Source organism: Helicobacter sp. 23-1044 (assembly GCF_053654695.1).
In genome coordinates this window covers 73,386-97,134 of sequence record NZ_JBSIUQ010000002.1, presented here as the reverse complement: position 1 = coordinate 97,134, position 23,749 = coordinate 73,386, and the positions used below count along the sequence as shown (strand labels likewise).

The following is a 23,749-nucleotide window of genomic DNA, read 5'->3' as shown; positions in this document are numbered from 1 at the left end:
TTATGCCAAACTCGCCACTAGATTCTACGAATGAAATGCGAGATTTTGCGCTAGATTTTGCGAATCGCCCCAAAAACGCAGAATCTAGCACACAAACCCAAATCTACCGCCAAATCGCCATTTATGCTACCCTTTGCATTGCGCTTCTAATTTGCGTTTTTAATCCCTACGCGCTTTATAATAGCGATATTACGCAGTTTGATAGCACACAGACAAAAGCGACACTTGGTGCGCTATTTGGGGCGTTTTTATTGGCAAGTTTTAGCGCGATTTATGCCCTTTCATTTATCCCGCAAAAGTGGCAGAAAATCCCCGCCTTTGCGTTAAGCGTGGCACTTTTCATTGGCATTGCGTATAGTTTTATTTTCACGGGCGATTATGGCGCGATGGATAGATTTTGGTTTGACAAACATCCATTTGTTTATGACAGCATAGAGCCGATAATCGCGCAAATGCGGATTTTCATCGCCGTTTTGGTGGCGGGCATTCTTTTTGTGATATTTGCGCTAAAATATTTGCTCTTTGTGTGGAAAATCATTTTTGCCACGCTTCTAATCGTAAGTGGCATAGATGCGCTAAAAATCACAAAGCAAAGAATGGACGCAAACAAAGCAGGGGAGGCATTTTTCTCATACTCCAAAACGGACAAAAATATCGTGGTAATCGTGCTTGATATGTTTAGCGGTTCGCATACGCCTTTTATTTTCGCGCAGTTTCCGCACCTTAAAAGCGCGTTAGATGGTTTCACACTCTACCCAAACGCCATTTCTAGCGCAAATCTCACCATCCCTACCGCCGCATCTCTCATCGGTGGCGAATATTACACCGCGATAAATATGAATAAAAGAGCGCAGAATCTCACAGCACAAATAGATTCTGCGTTTATAAACACTGCAAATGCCTTCGCGCAGGGCGGATTTAGCGCAAATCTGCTAACATTTGTAGGAAGCAATGTGGAGAATATCAAATCGCAGTTGAGCGAAAATGTCGCACTCATCGATTACAGCACAAATCAATTCGTAGATTTTTACGCGCAAAGCGAGGGTTTCGCAGATGATTTGACGCAGATAAAAGAGTTATCGAAAAACTTTGACATCGCTCAACTTTTGGTGTATGGTGCTTTTAAGTTCGCCCCTGAGTTTGAAGCGCGAAAACTGCTCTATGATGATGGTTGGTGGCGACTTAGTGGCGAAAAACGCTTAAAAAGTCGCTCCACTACTGCGATAAATTACACTGCGAATTTTTATGCGACATCGCGCATTTTGAAGACAGATTCTGCGAAACCGACTTTTAAATTTATTTGGTCGCTGATGACGCATTCGCCCTTTGGCGTGTATTTTGATGGGCAAAAATGCGACTTTTTCACGCAAAAAACGGCGTGGGACGACTTCTTGCATCCGCAAATCCGCCAAAATCCGCAATATTCTATGCACAAGTCCTATTTTCAGCACTATGACGCAGAATCTTGCGCGTTGCAGTATTTGCACGATTTCGTGAAAAATCTCAAAAATGCGGGGATTTATGATAACACGCAGATTTTCGTAATAAGCGACCACGCGGGCAATGATAATATCAACTTTCCGCTTCCAAATGATAATGACAAAAATAATGTCCGCCCCGATGTGCTGTTTTTATTCAAGGATTTTGGGGCGCGTGGGGAGTTGAAGGTGGATAAGCGTTTGATGGCAAACTTTGATATTGTGAGTATTTTTTGCGCGAATCTGCCACGCGGATGTCCAAATGTGCCGCCAAATATCTTGCAAAATTATCCGCAAAATAGGGAGTTAATCCACACTGCGACTTATCATTGGATGCTTCACAAGCACAAACCGCAAGAGTGGTTAATCTCAAATGCGCTCAAAGTGCGGGGCGATATTTACAAGGCGGAGAATTGGCGCAAGGCAGATGAATTTGTGAATATGAAGTAGATTTGTGCGGATTTTGCTTTTAGATTCTGCGATTTTTTTCGTCATTGCGAGAAGTCGCACTTTGGGCGACTTCGTGGCAATCCATAGGATTTGTGAGCGAAGCGAAACAACCATCCAAATTTAGATTCTGCGATTCGCATAAAAATCGCAGAATCTCGCATAAAAATCGCAGAATCTTGCATAAAATTCGCAGAATCTAAAACTGCCACTGCAAATACGCCTTCCCATAATTTCGCCACACGCGCATTTCTTCCATCCCGTGCGGATGCTTGTCTAACATAAAAACGCCAATTCCGCCGATTTCAAATCCATAAGGTAGCGCATATCGCGCACCTAGCGAAAATGCACTTTGCGATTTTTTATCGCTTCTGCTATCTCGCCCCATCGCTTCTAGCGCGAACTCATTTTCGCTCCCAAACTGCGCACCGATAAAACCATAAAATGTATTTGTGTCCGCATTATAGGCATTTGTAATTTGCGTCCCGCTGTGAATTGCCCCGGGGCGAATCACGCCAAATCCCCCGCCTTCGTGCGCTTCAAAGCGAGAGTTATTACCCAAATTTGCAATCTCAAAAACCTTTGCCCCAACGCGCTGAAATCCCGCGCCAAAATACAAAAAGTCCTTGTATGCGAACTCTTGCTCGATAAAGACAAAGTAGGTATCGCCACGATTTGCGGTGTTTAGATGTGTGTGGGCGGAGTGATTATGGGCGTGATTGTGCCCTGCGTGTGCGTGATTTGCCATATTTGTCATATTTGCGTGATTTTTTGCATAGTTTGAATGCAAAAATGCACCCTGCGCGATTGTTTTGCTCCGCCAATCATCTGCAAAGGACGCATCAAAGGCGACTTTTGCGCCATAAACTCCAAAATATTTATGCAAATAATATGCGTAGGGTTCGATATGAAAGCGTAGATTCTGCCCTAGCGTAAGGGCGAGATTTGCCCCACCGGCAAAGAGATTTTGCCCATCATACATTGATTTATAAAAATCAAAGTCGCCACTTATTTCGCGCATAATGTGTGCTTGCTCATTTACCCAAATGCCATAAATTTGCGCAGAGTGCGCACTAAAAGGCAAAGTCACTCGCCCAAAAACGCCCTGCATTGAGTGCCCCACCCACTCCAAATGCTCATCAAATCGCCCCGCCTTAACCTCCACGCCAACGCGTTCAAAATCCTTCACATAACCCAAATATGCGGTATTTGCGACAAAATTCGAGTTAATGTATTTGATTTTATCGCTGTAAAATGGCGCATACGCCACCGCGCCAAGTCCCGCCACAACGCCATCTAACGCAGAATCTGCATTTGCAAATGGCGCACTTTGCAATAAAAACTGCGAGTAGAGCATCGCATAATTGTCATTTTTTGCGCCCATTTCTTTGCTTGACAAAATCGATGTTTTGCCAAAAATGCCGACTTTTGCGCTAAGTGTGGCAAAATCGACTTGCTTAGATTCTGCGTGGGTGTGCAAATCATAATGGTGCAATGCGCCGTGAGTTGCGTGGTGTGAGTGATTTTCGTGCGATTCGTGGTGCTCGTGATTTTCATCCGCATTTATCGCGCCAAACATCAAAATCAATATTCCAAAAGCAAATTTTTTCATAAAAGTCCTTTTTGTAAAATCTAAAATGCGAATTATATAATGTTAAACTTAAAAATTAAGTATTATTCTTATTATGTGAAAAATTTTTATGGGATTCTGCGAAAATTTAATAAATCGCAGAATCTCGCAATGGCGAAGTTTAGCGCAGATTCTGCGAGCGGAGTGTTTCGATAATTTGCTTCATTTTAGCAAAATCTTTTTTGCCATCGCTTTCAATCCCGCTTGAAATGTCAATCGCATAAGGATTTAGCGACATTGCGCGGGGGAGATTGTCCGCATTTACCCCACCTGCGAGAAAAAAGCGCGTGGCAAAATCAAAGGCAAAATGCCTAGATTCTGCGATTTTCGCACTTAATTTCTCCCACTCAAACGCCACGCCACTCCCCGCATTCGCGCTATCTAGCAAGACAAAATCCGCATTTAGATTCTGCGCCTCCAAAATCAAATGCGAATTACACGCATTTATCGCCTTAATAATGGGCGGATTCTGCGCTGAAATGTGGCGCAAAGACTCGCGCAACGCGCTAATATAGGCGTTATTTTCATTGCCGTGAAGTTGCACTATGTCGATGATTTTACTTTGCACCGCTTCGCAAATGCGCTCCACAGGGCTATCTACAAACACGCCCACCGCCTTGATTTGCGAATTTAGTCGTGCTTTTAGCTCCCCCGCCAAAGCAAAATCCACAAATCGCTTGGATTGCCTCGCAAACACAAAGCCCACAAAATCGGGCATTAGCGCGTTTGCAAACTCAATATCACACTCCCTAAACAACCCGCAAAATTTGATTTTCATAAGATTTATCTTTTATTGAAATGTCTTATCCGTGCAATTTTCTAAAATATTTCTTATTTTTTCTCTTAATTTTTCTTTTGTAGATAGAATATAATATATAAAAGCTGATATAACCGTGCCATTGTTGCTTTCTTTCAGTCTGCTATCTTTATAATATTCATTTATACAAGATAATTTTTCTTTGACCTCTTTTTCGCTTATATTTTTACATTCTTGTTTTGAGCATAAAACACTAAAAAGATTGAAAAAAGTTTCTCTTGGATTAAATTGTAAAGATTTTAATATATTAACATTTAGCATAGTAAAATGTGTCCCAAAATCATCGCTTTGCAAAACATCGTCACTGAAATTTTCATTGTCTTCAAAAATAAGCCTTAAATTATGCTCCATACTTAAAGGGATATGTTTGAAGTTTGTATTATGAAACACCATTTTGCTTTGCTTTTGATATTCTTTTTCGGTTCTAAAAAATATAATTGAAAAAGGCGTAATCATATTTTTAATCTTATCACTACCGTCTTCTGCAGCACTAATTCTATGGTTACCATCTATACGATAGAAAACACTATCGCCTCCTTCTTCTTTTAATGTGCTTAAAGTTGCATAGCCTCTAAATGTCAAAAAACCACCCAAAGAAAATTCCATTATGCCTTTTAATTTCATTGCTGTCCTTCTAATATAATTTTTTCTACCTGCAATTTAGCAGATTCTAAAATATTTTTAGCTTCTTTTTGTAAATTTATGGATTTTTGTTTGCGCCTAATAATTTCATTGGCGATTTTCTCTTGCACACTTAATGGCGGCAGAGGGATTTTTAGATTTAAAAAGTCATTATAATTTATCGAACTCATAATCGAACCGCTCGCTTCTCTTTTAAGCAAAGTTTGAAATAAATTTGCGCGCAAAATATTTATTAAAAAATCTTTTAATAGATTTTGCTTAACCTTGCTTATGACAAAAAAACCCGTTGAAGCGATTAGATTTTCTTTCTCCTCACTTACAAGCGCAATAGCTTTCATTGAGCCACTTAAAGTTGAAACTAATAAATCGCCCTTAAACACCCTTTGCCTCGCCCTACTTGGAAAGTCTTTGTTTATTGGTATCGTGTCTTTGATAAAGCCGTTTTCTTTTTCAATGCAGGATAAATCTATGTAGTTGATAAAATCATATTTTTCCATAGATTCTAATTGTTGATTGATAAATGCAATATCACGGATTTTAGCGACTTCGTATTTACCCTGATTTATGGCGTTTTGTAGGGTGATGTAGTAGCATTGATGATACTCGGCGTCAAAGCGAGTGTCGCTGATTTCGCTAAGTTTGACAAAAAATATTCTCCTTTTTAAATCGCTTGTGGCTTTTGGTGACAAGCTAATGCCTAACTCGCTTAAAAGAAAACTATCAATAGAATCTAAAATCTCTTGTGCTTCGCTCTCTTTACGCCTTTTTTCTAAATACGCGTTGTCCATAATATCAACAACGTATTGCTGGATTTCTTTTGGTGGAATTTCAGGGATTTTTAAATCTTTGATTCTTTCTATTGCTAATTTTGGTATGGTTGTTTGAATGTAATTTTGTTTGATTTGTTGTTGCACAAAATCCATTTTCAAAATAATATTTAAGAATTTTGGCAAAATATTTTCAGCGACTTGCAACTTAACGCAATTTTCAGTCAAAATAACTCTATTGTGTGTATCATTGTGAAACAAAAATATTTTTCCAATAGTTCCCGCATTTGATATAGCGATTTCATTATTAAAAATTTCATAACGCTTTAATATATTAAAAATCTCTTTATCGATTGATTTTAGGGAATTTATATCAATATGTGTTTTCTCAGAATCTAAGTCATCAACTCGTAAATATTTATACATAGTAGATTCTTTCGCATAGGTTTTACCTTTAGGGATTCTCTTGCCACTTTTGATATTACAAATATGCTTTAATGATTGCGTTTTTATTGAATTTGATAGATTTGCGCTGTGATAATCAGCATCAAATCTCCCACCGCTAATTTCGCTCCATTTTCGTATAAAGATTTTCATAAATTTTACTCTGCGATTTGTGCTAAAAAGTCGCGTAAATGTTGCGCGATAGAATCTAGCTCATTTATGCCTGTTGCTTTACCTGTGGCGTCATAGCCGATATTTTCAGCAATAGCCATAAAAATATCATAATCAAGCCCAGCTTTATCAAATTCTTGTGTTTTTTGCGCTTGATATGAGTCTAGTAGTGGCGACTGCAAATTTTCTACTTGCTCTTTATATTTTTGGACTATGTCGGATTTTTTGCTTATATAAGACTCTCTTTGTTTAGTTTCCTTGCTTGGATAGTCTTTGTTTAGCTTTTTTAGTGCTTGTTTTTTGGTATATTCTAACGCAGTCATTTTGTCAATATATTGAAATTTTGTTTTTATGTGAGTTTGCAATAAAAATTTAGTTTCTTTGATTTTTTTAGTTGTTTCTCTTTTATGTTTTTGCAAAAACAGCACGGAGCTTTTTACCCCCGCACCCGTGTGAGAAAACGCCGTTTGTGGCATAGATACCACAGCCACGATTTTATACATTTCCTCAATAGCATCGCGCACATATTGCAAACTTGAATTTGTAAGGATTCCATCGGGAATTACGATAGCCAAAAAACCTTTTTCTTTTAAGAATCTATATGCTTGCTCAATAAATAGCACTTCGGTGCTTTGATTTTCGCGCTTTTCTCGTTCGACTTTGTCTTTAATATCAAGCCAATTTACTTCTTTATTGCTAAAATTGTATTGGTGCAAGTAAGCGCGTTCAGTCTGCTTAATGATTGAGCCAAAAGGTGGATTTGTGATAATAAAATCAAAATAATTTTCTTTAAAATTTGCATTGTTTGTTTTGTTGGCGATGGTATTAGCATTTTGTTGCTCTAATTTTTCTTTGTCTTTACTTGAATAGTCGCAATTATTTTGTGTTATGGGTGAAAGTCCATCGCAAACGATAATGTTTGTATGTCCATCGTCGTGGATAATCATATTCATTTTAGCCACTCGTGCAATTTGCTCATTTATTTCAATTCCAAAGAGGTTATTTTGTGCAAAATCGTGCCAAAATTTATAATGGTCGCTTATATCTTGCTTGTTTATGATAACTTCGCCATTTTCATATCTTTTAAGGTTGCCATTTTCATCTCTTTCTCCAAAATTTTCATCAGCTAACTTGCGGACTTTATCAAGCGCGTGTAGCAAAAACCCACCACTTCCGCAACTTGTATCAAGCACAATAGAATTATTATCAATCGGTAAAACTTGGACAATAAAATCTACAATTTGTCTAGGCGTAAAATACTGCCCAAAATCTCCACGAAAAAAGCTCCCCATAAATGTTTCAAATGCTCTACCTTTGGAATCTAAATCCGTTTGTGAAAGATTTATTTTTTCTAAATATCCTACAACAGAGCGTATTTTTTCGGGGCTTAATCTAATATTATCTTTAAATACTTCTGGGTCTTTTTTGCGCCCTTGCTCATAGAGAGAATGAATCCTTTGGGCTAATTCTTCATTTAATATTTTATTGCTTACAAGTTTGCCATTTTCTTCCCTAGCTATAAATTGAAATTGATATGGTTTTTCTCTCGGCGTATTTTTTTCGTCCCAAATTTTACAAAATATAAGTTTATCAAGCTCATCAAAAGCTGTGCTTGGATTTAGCTCACCACCTCCCCAAAGCGCATTATGTGCTTGTTTAAAGGCTTGTGTTAAGTCGGATTCGCTAATTTTTTGTAAATCAAAATATTTTTGCGCACCTATTTTGCCTCCACGAACATATTTGAAATTAAGGATTTTATTTGACCCAAAAGCAGGTATATCCGGGATTGCACTTCTATCTTTTGGCTTTTTATCCAACACTTGGTAATACTCATCTTTAAGCCCCGAGCTTACCCACACAAATCTTGCGCCCTCTGCCACCGCATAGCTAAAAGCTTGATTTATGGCGTTTTGAAATTCTAAATCGCTTATTTCTTGTTTTTTGCACTCTACGATGATATGTGGAATTTTGCAGTCTTTGTCGCTATATACAACAATATCAGCTTCTTTGGTGGAAGAACCCATTTGGATAGAGGCAAAAAGTTTGATTTGCTCTTGTGGATAGCCGTATTCTAAAACTAACTTACAAAATGTAAGGGCTTGGACTTTTTCCTCTGGATTGTGATACTTGCGCTCTTTGTTTTGATATGTGTAAGTGATTAATTTTTTATCGTCACTAAAAGTTATAATGCCTTTTTGAATGGCTTTATTTATAAGTTCATTGTTCATTTTTGTCCTTTATATTTTATAATTTTAGCATTTTTACATTTGTTTTAAAATTACTTTTAGTTTATTTGGCACAAACATTTCTGCCAAATCGCTTGGATTGCCTCGCAAACACAAAGCCCACAAAATCGGGCATTAGCGCGTTTGCAAACTCAATATCACACTCCCTAAACAACCCGCAAAATTTGATTTTCATCTATCTTTTAGTCGCTCAAAAACGGCGCGATTGTGGGATTTGCGCAAATCATCTAGCATTTCTTTGCGCAATTTTTCAAAATTAGATTCGCCTTTTTTAGAATCTTGTCGCAAAATCGTAGCATTCGCATTTTTTGCGACTTTTTCAAAATCGCTTAAAAATTCCTCTTTGACATTTTGGATAATTAAAGTCATTTTGCCGTCCTTTTGTAAAATCTATGGCGATATTGTAGCAAAATTTGGCTTCATAGATTCGCGCCTTTTAGATTTGCTAATGCGTGGATTTTGTTGGATTTTCGCATTAGGCTTTCGCCGATGAGGGCGGCGTTTATGTCGTGCGATTGCAAAATGGCGATGTCCTCTCTTGTGGCGATTCCTGATTCGCTTACAAAGATTCTATCCTTTGGGACAAGCCTTTTTAGGCGAATGCTCGTGCCTAAATCCACTTTAAAACTCCGCAAGTCGCGGTTATTTACGCCGATGAGTTTTGCGGAGGTTTGCAGGGCATTTTGCAAAGCGGATTCGCTATGAGATTCTATCAAAACGCTTAATCCAAGCGATTTGGCAATGTCGCAAAACTCCACCATTTGCGACAACTCCAACGCCTCGCTGATGAGCAACACACAATCCGCGCCCAAAACTTTCGCACCATAAATCATATAGCTATCGATGATGAAATCCTTGCGTAGCACGGGGATTTTCACCGCCTTTGCAATCTCGCGCAAATAGCTATCCGCGCCCAAAAAATACTCTGGCTCGGTAAGGCAGGAAATGCAATCCGCTCCCGCACTCTCATAATCCCGCGCGATTTGGAGATAGGGGAAATCCTGCGCGATAATGCCTTTTGAAGGCGAAGCCTTTTTGACTTCGCAGATAAAGTGCATTGCAGATTCTGCGGAATTTGCAGAATCTAGGGCATTTTCAAACGCAAATGGCGGTTTTATGCTAGATTCACGCGATTCGCATTGATTTTTATACAGCGATTCGGCTTTTTGGCGCATTTCATTAAAAGGGATTTGCGCCTTTTCTCGCTCTACTCGTGCTTTTGTCGATTTTATAATCTTTGCTAAAATATCCATTTATTCCCTTTATCGCGGATTTGTATGATACGCACCCACAAATGCTAATGCCAATGCTTGATTAAAGCGGTAGGCATAGTAGCAGTCATCTCGCAATTCAAATCCATACCAATCGCGCGGAAATTCATTGCTATATCTAGCCAATCCGCTCATATCATAATGAATCGTATGTTAATGGTATTATACTCAAACATAGCATTTGCGACATTTAGCGTGAAAATCAACAATAGCGCGAGAAATCGTAGTTTTGGCATTGCAATCCTTTGCATTTTTAAAATTTAAAAAGTGTGATTGTAGCGAAAAATCACCCTTTTTAGATTCGCGGTAAAATTTAGATTCACGTGAATCTTGCCTAATTTTTATTACTCTCAACGATAAACCGCTCTAATTGCGCCAAAGCCTTGCCTGAATCAATCAGCGATTCTGCCATTTTCACGCCTTGCGCTATATCGCTCACTTTATCTGCCACATACAGCGCAGCCCCAGCGTTTAGGCACACGGCTTCTCTCTTTGCCCCGCGCTCTTTGCCACTTAAAATCTCACGCGTGATTTGGGCGTTTTGCACCGCATCGCCCCCGCGAATCTCATCTTTTTGGCGCAGTGGATAGCCAAAGTCGCTAGGCGCAATCTCATACTCTCTAAACTGCCCATCTATCACTTCACACACGGCAGTTTTTGCGCTCACTGAGATTTCATCAAGTTTGTCCTTGCCAAAGACTACCATTGCGCGTTTTACGCCCAAATTATTCATAACCCGCGCTAGTGGTTTGACAAGGCTTTCATCATACACGCCCATAAGCTCCATATTCGCACCAGCAGGGTTTGAGAGCGGTCCTAAAATGTTAAAAATCGTCCTAATGCCTAGCTCTTTGCGAATGGGCGCGACATAGCGCATAGCGATATGGTAGTTTTGCGCAAACAAAAAGCAAATGTGGATTGTTTGCAGTAGCTCCAAACTGCGCTTTGGCGGGAGATTGATATTTACGCCAAGTGCTTCTAGCACATCAGCCGCGCCACTTTTAGAGCTTGCCGCGCGATTGCCGTGCTTTGCCACGCTCACCCCCGCGCTTGAAACGACAAGGGACGCGGTGGTAGAGATATTAAACGAATTTGCGCCATCGCCCCCTGTGCCGACAATTTCAAGCACATTGTGATTATGCAAAAGTTTTATGCAATGCTCTCTCATACTCATCGCGCTACCTGTGATTTCATCGATACTCTCACCTTTTAGGCTTAAAGCAGTGAGATATGACGCCATCTGCGCTGGACTAGCAGTGCCCTGCATAATCTCATTCATCACTTCGCGCGCCTCTGTGAAACTCAAATCTTGCCTTTGTGTGAGTGCCAAAATCGCTTCTTTTATCATTTTTGCGTTCCTTTTTATCTAAAATCGCAGAATCTTTAAATCGCAGAATCTGCCCCAAAACTTCGTCATTGCGAGAGAATGAGCGAATGCGAACTCTCGTGGCAATCTAAATCGTAGATTTTACTTTGATTTTTGAGAGATTCTGCACTTAAATCTTATATTTTTTCAAAAATTTTTCAAATTTCGCATATTTTTTGCTAAAATTTCGCCTTGCAATTTTGACATTTGGCATTTTTGCAATAATTTTATTTTTGAAAGGATTGATTATGGTAACTTTTTATTTTAGTGGCGTTAGTGTTTCAAATGGGGGGGGGGGATTTAGCTAAACCGCTCAAAATCTCTCATAACTCTTTCAAATTCTCACACACACTTCAAAAGGCACTTTTAGCGATTGTATTTGCATTTTGCATATTTGGCACAAACGCGCTAAATGCGCAGGATTGGACTATAAGCGCGAAGTCAAAAGAGGGCGCATTTGTCGGGGCGGACTTTGAGTTTGCGCCGGGGTGGAGCATAGCGGCGATTGGCGGGTATCAGTGGTATTTTTATGATAAGCCACATTTTCATTTAGGTGTGCGACTAATGGGGCGTGTGGGATATTCGTATAGTTCGTATGATTATCCATTTAGCAGTTATTCTTATGATATTCACACCGTTGCTATTCGCGTAGCACCGCAGTTTATTTGGGATTTTCTAAGCATTGGAAAACACACGCTTGGGTGGAATATCGCGCCTATCGGACTTGGGGCAAATATCGTTACAACAAGCGTGAGCTATAAAAACGGCATTGGCGCTTCTGGTGCTTCTAGCCCAAGCTACACTGCGGCTGCATTTGCCTATGAGTTTAGCACGGGGCTTCATTACTACTATGATATCAAGCATCAAGCGTATTTAAGCATTCGATATAACGGTATCGGCGGATGGATAGGGGCGGGATATGCGTATAAATTCTAAAATTTTAAGCATAATTTTCGCTCTGCCTTTGGTGCTTTTTGGTGTAGAGAACGCAGAATCTGTGGTAGATTCTGCAAAAGATTCTGCGCCAAAGCACATTGACAAAAAAAGCGATAAATCCGCAGAATCTAAAAAAGAATCCAAAAAAGATTCTGTGAAAGATTCGGCAAAAGATGACGCGAAAAAAAGCGCAGATTCAGCAAAAGATGATGCGAACAAAGGCGCAGAATCTACCCAAATCGCACAATCCACAAAAGAGGAAAGCGGATGGATGATAGGTGTGGGATTTCTTATGGGCGGACCTATTGGAAGTGCAGATGAAGCTAAGTTTTTTGAACCATACAATATTTCACAAAAGCGATTTGATTATGGCGCAGAAGTGATTTTGGGGCATAAAACATTTTTTGGCGAAAGCGGAATCTTTGGAATGCGCCTTTATTTTGACTATAACTACCGCAGGACAAAGGATTCTGATTTAACTGCACATTTTTTAGGATTGACTATCGATACACTCTTTAATATCTACCAAACAGAAGCGTTTAAAGTCGGCGTGCTTGCTGGTGTGCGCTCTGGCTTTGGCTTTGGACTTAACCATCAATGCCACAAAGAGACTTATTATTGGAGTTCAAATGAAGAAGTTTGCGGACAGGGTCTTGGCGATATTGATTGGACGGTGGATTTAAATGTCGGTGCGCGTCTTATAATCTACGACCACAACGCATTTGAGTTTGTGCTACAACCACGCTTTGGAGTGTGGCGTTTTAAGGGCAAAAATACGATGTATGGGATTGTAAGATATATTTATACATTTTAGAGTGCGAATTGCGCGAGATTGCGAATCGTAGAAACTAATTTAGATTCTGTGATTTTTGTCATTGCTAGGCGCGTGATTTGTGGATTGCTTCGTCCTTGCCTTTGGCAAGGACTCGCAATGACGGGTGGGAAATATTGTCATTGCGAGGAAGTTTGAGCGAATGCGAAAACTGACGAAGCAATCCAAATAAATCAAACCAAATCATCGTATAAATCAAACCATTGCGGATTATTTTGCATAATTAGTTTAATTTTATCCGCTCTACTGCCACCTTTGAGCTGTTTCTCACGCGCAATCGCGCTCTCTATGCTATCGCACACTTCGTAATAGCCAAGTTTATCAATGCCGTATTTGCGCGTGAATCCGTCCGCAAGTTTGTTTTTGTGCTCGTAAATGCGCTTGATTAAATCGCTCGTTACGCCAACATACAGCGTCCCATTTGGTTTGCTGAAAACTATATAAACAAAACCTTGCTTTTGTTTTCGCATTTTGTGCCTTTGATTTTTGCGCGGGATTGTAGCGTAAAATTTATTGATTTGTCATTGCGAGGCGCGTGAGTGTAGCAAAGCGAAACGAACGCAACGAAGCAATCTATAAAGGGGATTTTTGAATCGATTGTGAATTGCTTACTTTATGCGAATCTATGGTTTGGATTCTAAAAAATGTGGTTTATTGATTCATTTTCGGGTCATTGATTCGGTTTATCTTTTAAAGTCGCTAGTTTTGGATTGCTTCGGTCGCTTCGCTCCCTCGCAATGACGGCGTGATGGCGATTCGTGTTTGTTTCGTGGATTGCTTCGATTCGGCGTTGCCGAATCTCGCAATGACAGATTTTTTCGCGCTAGATTCTGCGATTCACGCACGATTCACAGAATCTAAAAATAACTTTACCCACCCCCTAACCCCCTCCGCAAGGGAGGGGGGACAAACTCGCAAAATCTACCCTTTGCGTATCTTTGCGATTTCATCGCGGATTCGTGCGGCTTCTTCAAATTCTAGTTTTTTACTTGCCTCGAACATTTTTTTTGTCATCTCTTTTATGATTTTGTCGCGCTCTGCTTTTGGGATTTTGCCTATTTTTAGGCGCGGTTTGTGTGAAACTTCGATATTTAGCTCGTCTTCTAATTTTCGCGCAGTGGTTTTTGGGATAATGTTGTGCGCTTTGTTGTGTGCCTCTTGCTTTGCCCTGCGGTATTCGCTGGTATCGATTGCAGTTTGCATTGACTTTGTGATTTTTTGTGCGAAAAATATAACTTTGCCGTGAATATTTCGCGCAGCGCGTCCCATCGTTTGGATTAGACTTGTCTCACTTCGCAAAAAGCCCTCTTTATCGGCGTCCAAAATCGCTACCAAACTCACTTCGGGCAAATCCAAGCCCTCGCGCAGTAGATTTACGCCGATTAGCACATCAAATTCACCCAAACGCAGTCCGCGAATCAAATGATTGCGCTCAATCGCGTCAATGTCGCTATGCAAATACTGCGTTTTTAGCCCTAATTCGTTGTAATATTTGCATAAATCCTCTGCCATTTTTTTAGTCAGCGTCCCCACAATCGCTCGTTCTCCACGCGCCAAAACCGCCTTTATCTCATCGTATAAAATCGCCACTTGATTTGCGCTATCCTTTACCTCGACTTTTGGGTCAAGCAGTCCTGTGGGGCGGACGATTTGTTCGGCAATCTGCCCCTTGCTTAAATTAAGCTCCAAATCCGCAGGGGTGGCAGATACGAAAAGATAATGCGGTGCTTTGTTGATAAACTCATCGAAATTTAGCGGGCGATTATCTAGCGCACTAGGCAGGCGAAATCCATACTCCACAAGCACTTCTTTGCGACTTCTATCGCCTGCGAACATTCCGCCAAATTGTGGCAGGCTCGCGTGGGACTCATCGACTATGACAAGATAGGGCTTGTTTTTTTGCTCGAAATAATCTAACAAACAATATGGCGTCTCCCCTGCTTTCTTGCCTGTGAGATGCCGTGCGTAGTTTTCGATGCCTTTGCAAATGCCTGATTCACGAATCATCTCCAAATCAAACTCCGTGCGCCCCTTTAACCGCTGATATTCCACCTCTTTATTTTGCGCTTTAAATTCTGAAAGTCTAGAATCTAGCTCCACTTCGATATTGTGTATCGCTTCGCTTAGGCGATTTGCCCCGACTATAAATTGATTTGCCGCATACAGCACAAATGAATCTAGCACTTTTAGCTTTTGTCGCTCTAATGCCTCATACACCGCGATTTGCTCCACCTCATCGCCAAAAAACTCTATGCGGATAAACTCGCTCTCATTATACGCAGGGAAAATATCCACCACCTCCCCGCTCACGCGAAACTCCCCGCGCTCAAACGCCGTGTCATTGCGCGTGTAGCCCATATCGACAAGTTTGATGAGAAACTCTTTTTGGTTGCGCGACTCGCCTACCTCTATTTTTTCTATCATTGTGAGGTATTCGGCGGGGTTGCCTAGCCCGTAGTTCGCACTCACACTCGCCACGACTATGACATCATCATACGCTAAAAGCGAAGTAGTCGCACTTAGGCGCAGTCGCTCCAAATCGTCATTTATGCTCGAATCTTTTTCGATAAACAAGTCCCTGCGCGGAATGTAGGCTTCGGGCTGGTAGTAGTCAAAATGGCTTATGAAATACTCCACTTTATTGCGCGGGAAAAAGCCCTTAAACTCGCTATAAAGCTGGGCTGCAAGGGTTTTGTTATGCGTCATTATGAGCGTTGGCATATTTAAGCTAGCGATGATATTTGCCATAGTGAATGTCTTGCCACTGCCCGTAACGCCTAGTAGCGTGGCATATCGCGCCCCTTGTGAAAAACTACGCGTGATTTTGCTAATGGCTTGTGGCTGGTCGCCTGCGGGGGAGTATTGCGATTCAAGGGTGAAGATTTGCTTTGGCATTTATAGTCCTAAATTTTATAAGTCAAGTCATTATTAAATACATTTTCTCTATGATATTTCAAATATTCTAAACGCTTTTCGTTGAGATATTTTTTATCAAGCCGTTTTTGCAATAGATAATCTCGTAATGGCTGTTCTAAATTTGAGCAACACTCTATGCTTCCATCGTCTTTAAAACTTATCCACCCTTTGTCAAACAAATAATCCATATTTTTAGACAACAAAAGCCCGTTATTTACATCAAATTGTTCGTTTTCGCTACATTCTATAAACGGCTTAATATGTGAAGCAATAAGGCTAGGATATTTAAGGTTTTCCACAAAACAACAAATTTTACCACTAACCAGCATACTTTCATTATATAGATCATATTTATAAAGCGTTTGTTTATAAGGGTCTCTTGCTCCCCCTATTCGTTGTTGCTCATCAAAACTTGGCTTTTCAAGCGTGAGAGAACCATTGGAATCTATATAGATTCCAACTAAAACTTCTTTGCAAATATTCCATAAATAGTTTCGTTGATTATATTTACGCTTGTCAAATTTCTTGCATAAAATTTCTTGTGTAAGTTTGTCTAGATCCATTTTACTGATAAATTGAGATTTGCTTACATCACAAGTCATTATAGCCATTAAGTTATCTTGGGTAAGTGTTTTGCAGTTTTCTAGCGTTTTGATTAAAAAATTGATTTCTTTTTTATCACTTGGGTTGGTTACCGAACGACTAAAGCTAGCATTATCATACATTATCTCAGAGTAAATACACCTTTTTGTTTCTTTATGAGTAGCTTTTAAAAAATCCTTTGTTTTTGGGTGATAACTTGTAAGACCATTATTTATAAAACCTAGTTTCAAAAATTGATTGATAGATTTACGAACAGAAGCAAAATCATTTTTTGGATTAAAGTTATAAACTTGTTTTTGCAATTCGCTATATAGTCCCTTACTATATGCAGAAGTATCATTATTGTCTATAAAATCTACAATAATCTGCAGACATTTATTAAACAATTCACTATTAAAATCGCTATATTCTAAGGTAATTTCCCAATATTTTTCATATATTTGCATTGTATTTATTCTCCCAATTCACATATTATTAAAATTTCGTTGTGTATATTTTTGTTTTTCTTGCTTGTTACCTTGTAGGTGTGTGTAGTCTCAAAAATATCAATTTTATTGCAATATTTATTTAATATATATTGAATTTTTTCGACACTTGGATTACATTTATTGTTTAAACTAATAGCTAAATATTTGCTGATGGCTTTAGATTTAGACACTATTTTTTCTAATGAATCTAAGAATGAATCCTTATGTGTGAAATCTACAAAATTTTTACATTCTTTACCAAGCATTTTATCAAATCCACCATAAAAACCCACATAATTATTCATAGTAGATGGATATGGTGGGTCTATATATACTAAATCTATTTTTTGATTTTGTGATTGAAAAAAATCAAGCAATTCTACGCAATCTTTTTGAAAAGCCTTATTTTCTAGTTTGTTATTAAAAATAGCTGAATTGTAATCATTTAATTCTTTTAAAATATGTGTTAAAAATGGTTGATTGTGATAAGCCCTGCGCCTTTTATATTTTTGATAGCTTAGTTCCTCGTCTCTAAATTTTAGAATTTCCTCCCATTTAATAGTCATTCTAGAGTATGGAATCTTTCTTATCATAGAACGCCTAAGTAGTGATAAAAAAATATATTTTTTGTATTCTGTGAGTGTTTTTGAGTAATTTATAAGACTAACAAGTTCTTTGACTTCATAATCAAAATAAAGGTAATTTACCAACCACTCTAACTTTTTAAAATCTCTATTGCTAAAAAAAGACTTTAAATCCAAAAATCCAATTTCTAATATATCGCCCTGATTTTCTATTAGTGCTTTTGACAAAGCAAAGTTTGAATATAAAATATCATTGCTATATACACAAAAACCACTATTTTTTAGTGCATACGACATTGAACAACCACCACAAAACAAGTCTAAAACTACACCTTGTTTTATTGGTAATTTCTCAATAATCCATTCAGCAACTTTGGCTTTATTGCCTATGTAATTAACTTTAGGATATTTGTTCAAGGTATTTCCTTGTTTGAATGGCAATAAGTTTCGCTAGTTTTGGCGGAACAGCATTGCCGATTTGTTGTTGAATATCGATAGAATTTCCATAAAATATAAAATTATCTGGGAAACTTTGAATCCTTGCTAATTCTCTAGCTGTCAAAGCTCTATTTTGATTATAGTGAAAAACTTTTCTCATATCGCCAGTGATTGTGATTGATGGCTCTTTGCTATTGTAGCGTATATATTTTCTAACATCTCCGCTTTTGGGTCTTATTTCACTAGGGATACACTCTCTACCACATCCATCTTTAACAAAACTCATTTTTTCTAACATTTGCATAGAATGAACCATAGCACTATGATTTGGTATTTGTGAAGTTTCGCCACTATTAAGTCTTGGCAAATCTTCTATACAATCTTTAATATTTGTTTTTTGTGCCTGTTTTTTGGGAAAAGTAAAACCTTTTTGTTTTGTGCCTACTATAAAAATCCTTTGTCTATTTTGGGCAACACCATAATCACTAGCATTTAAAATATCACAGCTAACCATATAACCTAATTTTTCAAATTTTTCTATTATTGTTTTTAGTGTTTTTCCACGATTGTGCCTTTTTAGTGTAGCAACATTTTCCATAATAAAAATTTTAGGTTGTATGATTTTGACAAATTTTAAATATGACAGAAATAAGTCATTCCTATCATCATTTATTTCTCGCCTACCCACTTTACCAGCCAAAGAAAATCCTTGACAAGGTGGTCCTCCAATAATAACCTCAAATCTATATTCATTCTGCATTTGTTGTATGTCTGCCTCATTAAATTTACTTATATCTTTTTGCAAATGTTTAATATGTAAAAAGTTTTTAATATAACTTTGAGAAAGTTTTGGATTATTGTCAATGGATAAGAGAATGTCAAAATGGTTTTCTTGCAAAAATCCAAGAGAAAATCCACCAGCACCAGAGAACAAATCAAGCACTTTATATTTTTTCATTACTTAAGCCACCAAAAGTATTTTTTGTTATAAGAATGTGATTCTAGCAAAAAATACTCACAATTCGCTTAAAAAATTTTGCAGTATCGTCATTTATGCTCGAATCCTTTTCTATGAAAAGGTCGCGGCGCGGAATGTAAGCTTCGGGCTGATAGTAGTCAAAGTGGCTTATGAAATACTCCACTTTATTTCGCGGGAAAAAGCCCTTAAACTCGCTATAAAGCTGGGCTGCAAGGGTTTTGTTATGCGTCATTATGAGCGTTGGCATATTTAAGCTAGCGATGATATTTGCCATAGTGAATGTCTTGCCACTGCCCGTAACGCCTAGTAGCGTGGCATATCGCGCCCCTTGTGAAAAACTACGCGTGATTTTGCTAATGGCTTGTGGCTGGTCGCCTGCGGGGGAATATTGCGATTCAAGGGTGAAAATCTGCGAATCGCTTTGTGTTTTTGTGGATTTTTTGGGCGAATCTGTGGGGTTTGAATCTAATGAATTGCGTGGCGTTTTGGTGGATTTAGGACTTTTTGGCATTCGTATTACGCCCTTTTTGAAGTGATTTTATGACTTGCAAATCTTTGCTATCAATTTCTATCCCTGCGCCTTTTAGCTCATCGTAGAGTTTTAAAATCGTCTTTTCTTTTTTTAGCTTGGATTCTGCGTATAAAATATTTTTCTTTGATTCATAATCTGCAATCTCTGCGCTTAATCGCTCTTGTGGAGTTTGCGCTTCAATCTCGTGCAAAATATCGCAAAATATTGATTTTAGCTTTGGCAAATCGGTGCGGATAGTTTTTTCAATCATCGCATAATTCACACTATCATAATCGTGCGCAGTTATATTTCTACTTTTTTTAATTTGGCTAATCATATTTTTAGGCACACGATTCAAAATATCCATTCGATTTTGTTTTTTTAGCTTTTCAAATTGCTGATAAATGATTGTGATGTGCATCATAATGGCTGGTTGCGCTGTGGCTTCATCTTGTAGCGCAGATACTACACCGCCATTATTATCGCATATTGATTGTATTATATCTATGCGTTTAATGCCTTCATTTAGGCACTTTATAGCCCTAGACATAAATCGCCCCTTCTAAAAAATCCGCCATTTTTTCCTCTTTTAGCCCTGATAAGTCGCATAAATCTACTTCTTTTTTAAAATGTTTGGCGATTTTCACGCGAAAATCATCTAAAAAACTAGCAGCTTCCCAACCGCCCTCATATTTATCCCAAAACGCCTTTGTGGTGCGTATAAATACATCTATATCGCTATATATCGTAGCTTCATCTTTGGCAAATGAGCCAAAAAGTCCTAGCTCGGTAATGCCCTCTTTTTGCAAACTAGGTTTTAGCTCTTTTAGATAAAGCAAAATAGGCTCTTTTATGGACTTTGGATTCATAGATTGCCTCCACATAAAAATATTTTGCATTATATCGTAAAATTTGTGATTGTAGATTCTGCGAATCACGCAAAAATCGCAGAATCTAGCAATATTTACTTCTTAAATATATTCATCTTTTCATCAAAAATTTCGCTCTCCACGCCCAAAAATCCCAAAACACTATGAAAAATATGAAAGTGCGTTGCCTTTGCCAAATCTTTGATTGCATTAGGGCGCGAACTCCACACGATAAAGGGGATTTCATACTGCTCTTTTGGCGCGAAAGCCATCGGGACGCCGTGCATATACACGCCATTTTCGCCCAAACTCTCCCCGTGGTCGCTTACAAAAATCATCGTGCTATCATAATCGCTAAGTTTGCGCAGTTGCTCGATGATTGAGTGGAGCAAAAAATCCGTGTATAAAATCGTATTGTCATAGGCGTTTATGATTTCGCCCTGCGCACAGCCCTCGACACTTTTGCATACAGGCGCAAATCGCGCAAACTCTGGCGGATATTTTTTGTAATAAGTCGGTCCGTGGCTTGTGCTTGTGTGAATGACAATAAGCATTTTTGGCGATTGTGCCGCCTTAATCTCATCGCTTAGATTCGCCACAAGCGCGGATTCATAGCCGTCATCAAACTTCGCGTATTTTTGCGATAGCTCGGTGTAGCCCATAACATTTTGAATGTGAAGCGGTGGCTCACCCCAATTTGCGCTCCGCCACGCCACGCTAATGCCATTTCGCGCAAGATAATTTGGCAAGATTTCATACAAATCAGAGCTCGCCTTGTGTGAGAGCATATTTTTCACAGAACCGCTTGTGTAAGTGGTGCTTGATTTTGCGCTAAATTTTCTTAAATGCCCCCCCCCCAATTTGCGCTAGAAGCGGATTTGTATTGCGCTCATAACCATAGAGTGAGAAATTTTGCGCCCTAGCCGATTCGCCTATGACTAGCACCACTACGGCTTTTTTGTCATCTGTGATTTTGGCATCTGGCAGTGGAATCTCGCGCTTGTTTTTCGCCCACTCGCCTTGCAAATATCGCATTGAATTGATGATATACGAATATGGCATAGATAGTGCGCCAAGCTGTTTTGAGTGCTTGTCAAACCACAGCAGATTGTGAAAATTTATCCCCGCAAGGATTATAAGCGTGGCAAATGTGAGTGCGCTACATTTGGCAAGTGCCTTGCGCGTGGGTGTTGCGATTTTTTGGAAAAGCACAAAATACGCTGGGACAATGCCTAGCGCGACTATCCACAGCACCATTTTGAGGGACAAAAATTCGCTTGATTCGGAATATCGTGTATTGAAAAGATTGCCCATCATCGTTTTATCTAAAAACACGCCATAAGTTGCCACAAAATACACTGCCAGCGCATTTGTAAGTGAAGTTAGCGCGAACCAAATTTTGGTGATTTTAAGCGAAATTAGAGAGAGCAAAAATGGCATAAATGCGGTAAGCGCGAATAAAAATAGCACAAGAGAGACAAAAAGCACACCCGCACCAAATGAATCTAGGGCAAGATTCGCAAGGACTAATGCAAGTAGCGGAAAATGAAAAAATACCACTTGAAGCGCGGATAAAATCAAAATAAAGGCGATTGCGTTAGAGCTAGATTTGTTAGATTTGTGGGAATTTTTGGTGGATTTGGCGCTAGATTCGCTATTTGTAGAGCGCGAAAAATATGTCCGCAAAAACGCAAAAAGATAATATAGTGCTGAAATTAGCGCGAGATATAGGACAAAAAGATTGTGTTTGTTGATAAGTATCAAAACCACGCAAATCGCGCTAAATAGCGCAAAAATAAGCAAACCAAAGCGCGAATCCACCCACGAAAAAATGCGCGTTTTACTAGCCACAAGCGCACCAAAAATCCCGCACACGCACCCAAGTAGCGCACCGCCTAGCACATCAATCGGATAATGCGCCCCAACGCCAATGCGCGAAAGCCCCACAAATGCACCAAGTAGCACAATCCCCACGATAAAAGGCACACGCCATTTTGCAGTGCGTGGCATAAAAGCGATAAGCAACACACAAAGCGTGGTAGAAATCGTAGTGGTATGCCCTGATGGGAAGCTATTTGCGCCCATTAGCTTTTCGCCAATGATATTAAACGCATCTTCGCCAAAAGCCCGTGCAGGGCGGGGCATAGCATAGATTGCCTTTAAAAAATGCGTTAGCACAAGGGATAGCAAAGAACCAGCGATAAGCCCCTCCCAAAACTTCGGCGCAATCAGCGCAAAGCAGAGCAAAAACGCAAAAAGCACACCAGCATCGCCTAACTGCGTGAGATTGTGCGCGAGTGTGGGCGCGTGTTGCCAAAGCGCGTTTATTGCGATAAAAATGTCCTTATTTATTTGCGGATAGGTTTGCGTATCGGTAAAGAGCGTTAATGCGCCAAGTAATAGCGCAAAAACGCCCACCACCACGCCCAAATGCCACAAACGGATTTTGGCGAAATTATCACGGATTTGATTATTTAGCTGATTATTTTTTTGATTCATAGTGCGAATTATACAAAAAATATTGATTGATTTTTGGAGTGTGCGGTAGATTCTGCGAATTTGGGTTATTTTGTAGGGAAATTCTGCGAAAATATTGAGTGAAAATAAGGCAGATTCTGCGAATTTTGGATTATTTTGACGCGAGATTCTGCGATTTTTGTGCGATTCGCAGAATCTAGCAAAATTCGCAAATTTCGCAGAATCTCGCCATAAATTCGCAGAATCTACTCCCCCCTAAATTGCGCTTAAAATCACCGCAATTATCGTGATGATAAGTCCGCTCCCCACCGCAATCCCCGCACTTTTTCGCTTATTTTTGCAAAATGAAGTCATAATGATACCAGATAGATAAAATATCGCCAACGACAGCGCGAAGCACACCGCCAGCGCGTTAAAATACACCGCGCCCTTTGCCTTATGCATCAGCACCAAAACGCCATACACGCTTCGCTCCATAACACGCACCTTCCACTCGCCACCGCTATTTTGAAGCGAGACAGAGTATTTCAGTCCGCCCATCGTAAGGGCGTTTTTTTGCGTTTTTAGCTCCGTGTCGCGCGGGATTTTTAGATTATTTTCACGCAAAATCTCAATAATCGCGCTAGATTCTGCGCCCTTTTGCGGGGCATTTGGCAAAGCAAACTCTACGATTTTCGCACCCGCTGAATCTTTAAAGTCAAATATATATCCAATGCCTGTAAGCACATAAATTAGGCACATCGGCAAGAAAAATAAACTCAAATACAGATGGATTTGCATCCAGCTTTTTTTAGAAATTCCCATTTTATCCCCTTTGATTTTAAATGTGGGCGAAATTTTAAGGGCGAAGTGTGAAA

The 23,749-nt window shown here is 39.3% G+C and carries 28 protein-coding genes and 1 pseudogene; 4 read left to right on the top strand and 25 right to left on the bottom strand.

The features are described 5' to 3' along the window. Positions 1 to 2: 2 nt before the first annotated feature. Entirely contained in the window at positions 3 to 1,928 is a 1,926-nt protein-coding gene (locus tag ACWIUD_RS02995; RefSeq protein WP_454146571.1) for a sulfatase-like hydrolase/transferase, read from the top strand. 41 nt (positions 1,929 to 1,969) lie between these two features. Here ACWIUD_RS02995 and ACWIUD_RS02990 read toward each other — a convergent pair whose 3' ends face one another. Continuing rightward, positions 1,970 to 2,137: a hypothetical protein gene (locus ACWIUD_RS02990; RefSeq protein ID WP_454146569.1), complete on the bottom strand. Its 168-nt coding sequence runs from the start codon at positions 2,135 to 2,137 to the stop codon at positions 1,970 to 1,972. Next, on the bottom strand, positions 2,125 to 3,537 hold the full coding sequence (locus tag ACWIUD_RS02985; RefSeq protein WP_454146567.1) for a hypothetical protein: 1,413 nt from the start codon (positions 3,535 to 3,537) through the stop codon (positions 2,125 to 2,127). Before ACWIUD_RS02985 ends, ACWIUD_RS02990 begins: the two co-directional genes overlap by 13 nt. Positions 3,538 to 3,576: 39 nt before the next feature. On the opposite strand from ACWIUD_RS02985, the gene ACWIUD_RS02980 reads away from it, so the two are divergent. Continuing rightward, positions 3,577 to 3,711, top strand: coding sequence for a hypothetical protein (locus ACWIUD_RS02980; RefSeq protein WP_454146565.1), 135 nt, complete (start codon positions 3,577 to 3,579; stop codon positions 3,709 to 3,711). Here ACWIUD_RS02980 and ACWIUD_RS02975 read toward each other — a convergent pair. The 9 genes from ACWIUD_RS02975 to trpD form a co-directional block, all read right to left on the bottom strand. After that, complete coding sequence (locus ACWIUD_RS02975; protein ID WP_454146563.1) at positions 3,677 to 4,333, bottom strand: phosphoribosylanthranilate isomerase; 657 nt, start codon at positions 4,331 to 4,333, stop codon at positions 3,677 to 3,679. The genes ACWIUD_RS02980 and ACWIUD_RS02975 overlap by 35 nt on opposite strands. 12 nt (positions 4,334 to 4,345) lie before the next feature. Continuing rightward, positions 4,346 to 4,996, bottom strand: coding sequence for a hypothetical protein (locus tag ACWIUD_RS02970; protein WP_454146562.1), 651 nt, complete (start codon positions 4,994 to 4,996; stop codon positions 4,346 to 4,348). Then, positions 4,993 to 6,378: a restriction endonuclease subunit S gene (locus ACWIUD_RS02965; protein WP_454146560.1), complete on the bottom strand. Its 1,386-nt coding sequence runs from the start codon at positions 6,376 to 6,378 to the stop codon at positions 4,993 to 4,995. Before ACWIUD_RS02965 ends, ACWIUD_RS02970 begins: the two co-directional genes overlap by 4 nt. A gap of 5 nt (positions 6,379 to 6,383) precedes the next feature. Beyond that, positions 6,384 to 8,624, bottom strand: coding sequence for an N-6 DNA methylase (locus ACWIUD_RS02960; RefSeq protein WP_454146558.1), 2,241 nt, complete (start codon positions 8,622 to 8,624; stop codon positions 6,384 to 6,386). A 61-nt stretch (positions 8,625 to 8,685) separates the two neighbouring features. After that, positions 8,686 to 8,817, bottom strand: a complete 132-nt coding sequence (locus ACWIUD_RS02955; protein WP_454146556.1) for a hypothetical protein — start codon at positions 8,815 to 8,817, stop codon at positions 8,686 to 8,688. Further along, positions 8,814 to 9,011, bottom strand: coding sequence for a hypothetical protein (locus ACWIUD_RS02950; protein ID WP_454146554.1), 198 nt, complete (start codon positions 9,009 to 9,011; stop codon positions 8,814 to 8,816). Before ACWIUD_RS02950 ends, ACWIUD_RS02955 begins: the two co-directional genes overlap by 4 nt. A gap of 50 nt (positions 9,012 to 9,061) precedes the next feature. Then, positions 9,062 to 9,895, bottom strand: coding sequence for an indole-3-glycerol phosphate synthase TrpC (trpC, locus tag ACWIUD_RS02945; RefSeq protein WP_454146552.1), 834 nt, complete (start codon positions 9,893 to 9,895; stop codon positions 9,062 to 9,064). 9 nt (positions 9,896 to 9,904) lie between these two features. Then, the gene (locus tag ACWIUD_RS02940; RefSeq protein WP_454146550.1) at positions 9,905 to 10,039 is read right to left on the bottom strand and encodes a hypothetical protein; all 135 of its coding nucleotides are present in this window, start codon (positions 10,037 to 10,039) and stop codon (positions 9,905 to 9,907) included. A gap of 208 nt (positions 10,040 to 10,247) precedes the next feature. Further along, positions 10,248 to 11,261 (bottom strand): anthranilate phosphoribosyltransferase, encoded by a 1,014-nt coding sequence (gene trpD / locus ACWIUD_RS02935; protein WP_454146548.1) that lies wholly within the window; start codon positions 11,259 to 11,261, stop codon positions 10,248 to 10,250. 303 nt (positions 11,262 to 11,564) lie between these two features. Here trpD and ACWIUD_RS02930 point away from each other — a divergent pair, with 303 nt between their 5' ends. Together ACWIUD_RS02930 and ACWIUD_RS02925 are read left to right on the top strand one after the other, a co-directional pair. Next, positions 11,565 to 12,215, top strand: a complete 651-nt coding sequence (locus ACWIUD_RS02930; RefSeq protein ID WP_454146546.1) for a hypothetical protein — start codon at positions 11,565 to 11,567, stop codon at positions 12,213 to 12,215. Beyond that, entirely contained in the window at positions 12,199 to 13,029 is an 831-nt protein-coding gene (locus ACWIUD_RS02925; protein WP_454146544.1) for an outer membrane beta-barrel protein, read from the top strand. Before ACWIUD_RS02930 ends, ACWIUD_RS02925 begins: the two co-directional genes overlap by 17 nt. Positions 13,030 to 13,093: 64 nt before the next feature. Here ACWIUD_RS02925 and ACWIUD_RS02920 read toward each other — a convergent pair whose 3' ends face one another. From ACWIUD_RS02920 to ACWIUD_RS02855, 14 genes and pseudogenes are all read right to left on the bottom strand, one after another. Beyond that, positions 13,094 to 13,234, bottom strand: coding sequence for a hypothetical protein (locus ACWIUD_RS02920; RefSeq protein ID WP_454146542.1), 141 nt, complete (start codon positions 13,232 to 13,234; stop codon positions 13,094 to 13,096). Continuing rightward, a complete protein-coding gene (locus tag ACWIUD_RS02915) occupies positions 13,221 to 13,517 on the bottom strand; it encodes a GIY-YIG nuclease family protein (protein WP_454146540.1) in 297 nt (98 codons plus the stop codon). Before ACWIUD_RS02915 ends, ACWIUD_RS02920 begins: the two co-directional genes overlap by 14 nt. A 213-nt stretch (positions 13,518 to 13,730) precedes the next feature. After that, on the bottom strand, positions 13,731 to 13,892 hold the full coding sequence (locus ACWIUD_RS02910) for a hypothetical protein (RefSeq protein ID WP_454146538.1): 162 nt from the start codon (positions 13,890 to 13,892) through the stop codon (positions 13,731 to 13,733). A gap of 76 nt (positions 13,893 to 13,968) precedes the next feature. Then, positions 13,969 to 15,942 carry an excinuclease ABC subunit UvrB gene (uvrB, locus tag ACWIUD_RS02905; RefSeq protein ID WP_454146536.1) on the bottom strand — a complete coding sequence of 658 codons (1,974 nt, stop codon included), beginning with the start codon at positions 15,940 to 15,942 and terminating at the stop codon, positions 13,969 to 13,971. 8 nt (positions 15,943 to 15,950) lie between these two features. After that, positions 15,951 to 17,012 (bottom strand): HNH endonuclease, encoded by a 1,062-nt coding sequence (locus ACWIUD_RS02900; RefSeq protein ID WP_454146534.1) that lies wholly within the window; start codon positions 17,010 to 17,012, stop codon positions 15,951 to 15,953. Positions 17,013 to 17,017: 5 nt separating this feature from the next. Continuing rightward, entirely contained in the window at positions 17,018 to 18,058 is a 1,041-nt protein-coding gene (locus ACWIUD_RS02895; protein ID WP_454146532.1) for a DNA adenine methylase, read from the bottom strand. Continuing rightward, the gene (locus tag ACWIUD_RS02890) at positions 18,018 to 19,013 is read right to left on the bottom strand and encodes a DNA cytosine methyltransferase (protein ID WP_454146530.1); all 996 of its coding nucleotides are present in this window, start codon (positions 19,011 to 19,013) and stop codon (positions 18,018 to 18,020) included. The genes ACWIUD_RS02895 and ACWIUD_RS02890 overlap by 41 nt, the downstream gene beginning before the upstream one ends. Positions 19,014 to 19,098: 85 nt before the next feature. Continuing rightward, positions 19,099 to 19,443 (bottom strand): annotated as a pseudogene (locus ACWIUD_RS02885) (DEAD/DEAH box helicase family protein); the annotation flags it as partial. A gap of 85 nt (positions 19,444 to 19,528) precedes the next feature. Further along, positions 19,529 to 20,095, bottom strand: coding sequence for a HepT-like ribonuclease domain-containing protein (locus ACWIUD_RS02880; RefSeq protein WP_454146528.1), 567 nt, complete (start codon positions 20,093 to 20,095; stop codon positions 19,529 to 19,531). Further along, positions 20,088 to 20,444 (bottom strand): nucleotidyltransferase family protein, encoded by a 357-nt coding sequence (locus ACWIUD_RS02875; protein ID WP_454146526.1) that lies wholly within the window; start codon positions 20,442 to 20,444, stop codon positions 20,088 to 20,090. Before ACWIUD_RS02875 ends, ACWIUD_RS02880 begins: the two co-directional genes overlap by 8 nt. A 65-nt stretch (positions 20,445 to 20,509) precedes the next feature. Further along, the gene (locus ACWIUD_RS02870; RefSeq protein ID WP_454146524.1) at positions 20,510 to 21,274 is read right to left on the bottom strand and encodes a sulfatase-like hydrolase/transferase; all 765 of its coding nucleotides are present in this window, start codon (positions 21,272 to 21,274) and stop codon (positions 20,510 to 20,512) included. After that, positions 21,246 to 22,913 carry a phosphoethanolamine transferase domain-containing protein gene (locus ACWIUD_RS02865; RefSeq protein ID WP_454146522.1) on the bottom strand — a complete coding sequence of 556 codons (1,668 nt, stop codon included), beginning with the start codon at positions 22,911 to 22,913 and terminating at the stop codon, positions 21,246 to 21,248. Before ACWIUD_RS02865 ends, ACWIUD_RS02870 begins: the two co-directional genes overlap by 29 nt. Positions 22,914 to 22,978: 65 nt before the next feature. Beyond that, the gene (locus ACWIUD_RS02860; RefSeq protein ID WP_454146520.1) at positions 22,979 to 23,104 is read right to left on the bottom strand and encodes a hypothetical protein; all 126 of its coding nucleotides are present in this window, start codon (positions 23,102 to 23,104) and stop codon (positions 22,979 to 22,981) included. Positions 23,105 to 23,147: 43 nt separating this feature from the next. After that, on the bottom strand, positions 23,148 to 23,696 hold the full coding sequence (locus ACWIUD_RS02855) for a hypothetical protein (RefSeq protein ID WP_454146518.1): 549 nt from the start codon (positions 23,694 to 23,696) through the stop codon (positions 23,148 to 23,150). Positions 23,697 to 23,749: the final 53 nt, after the last annotated feature.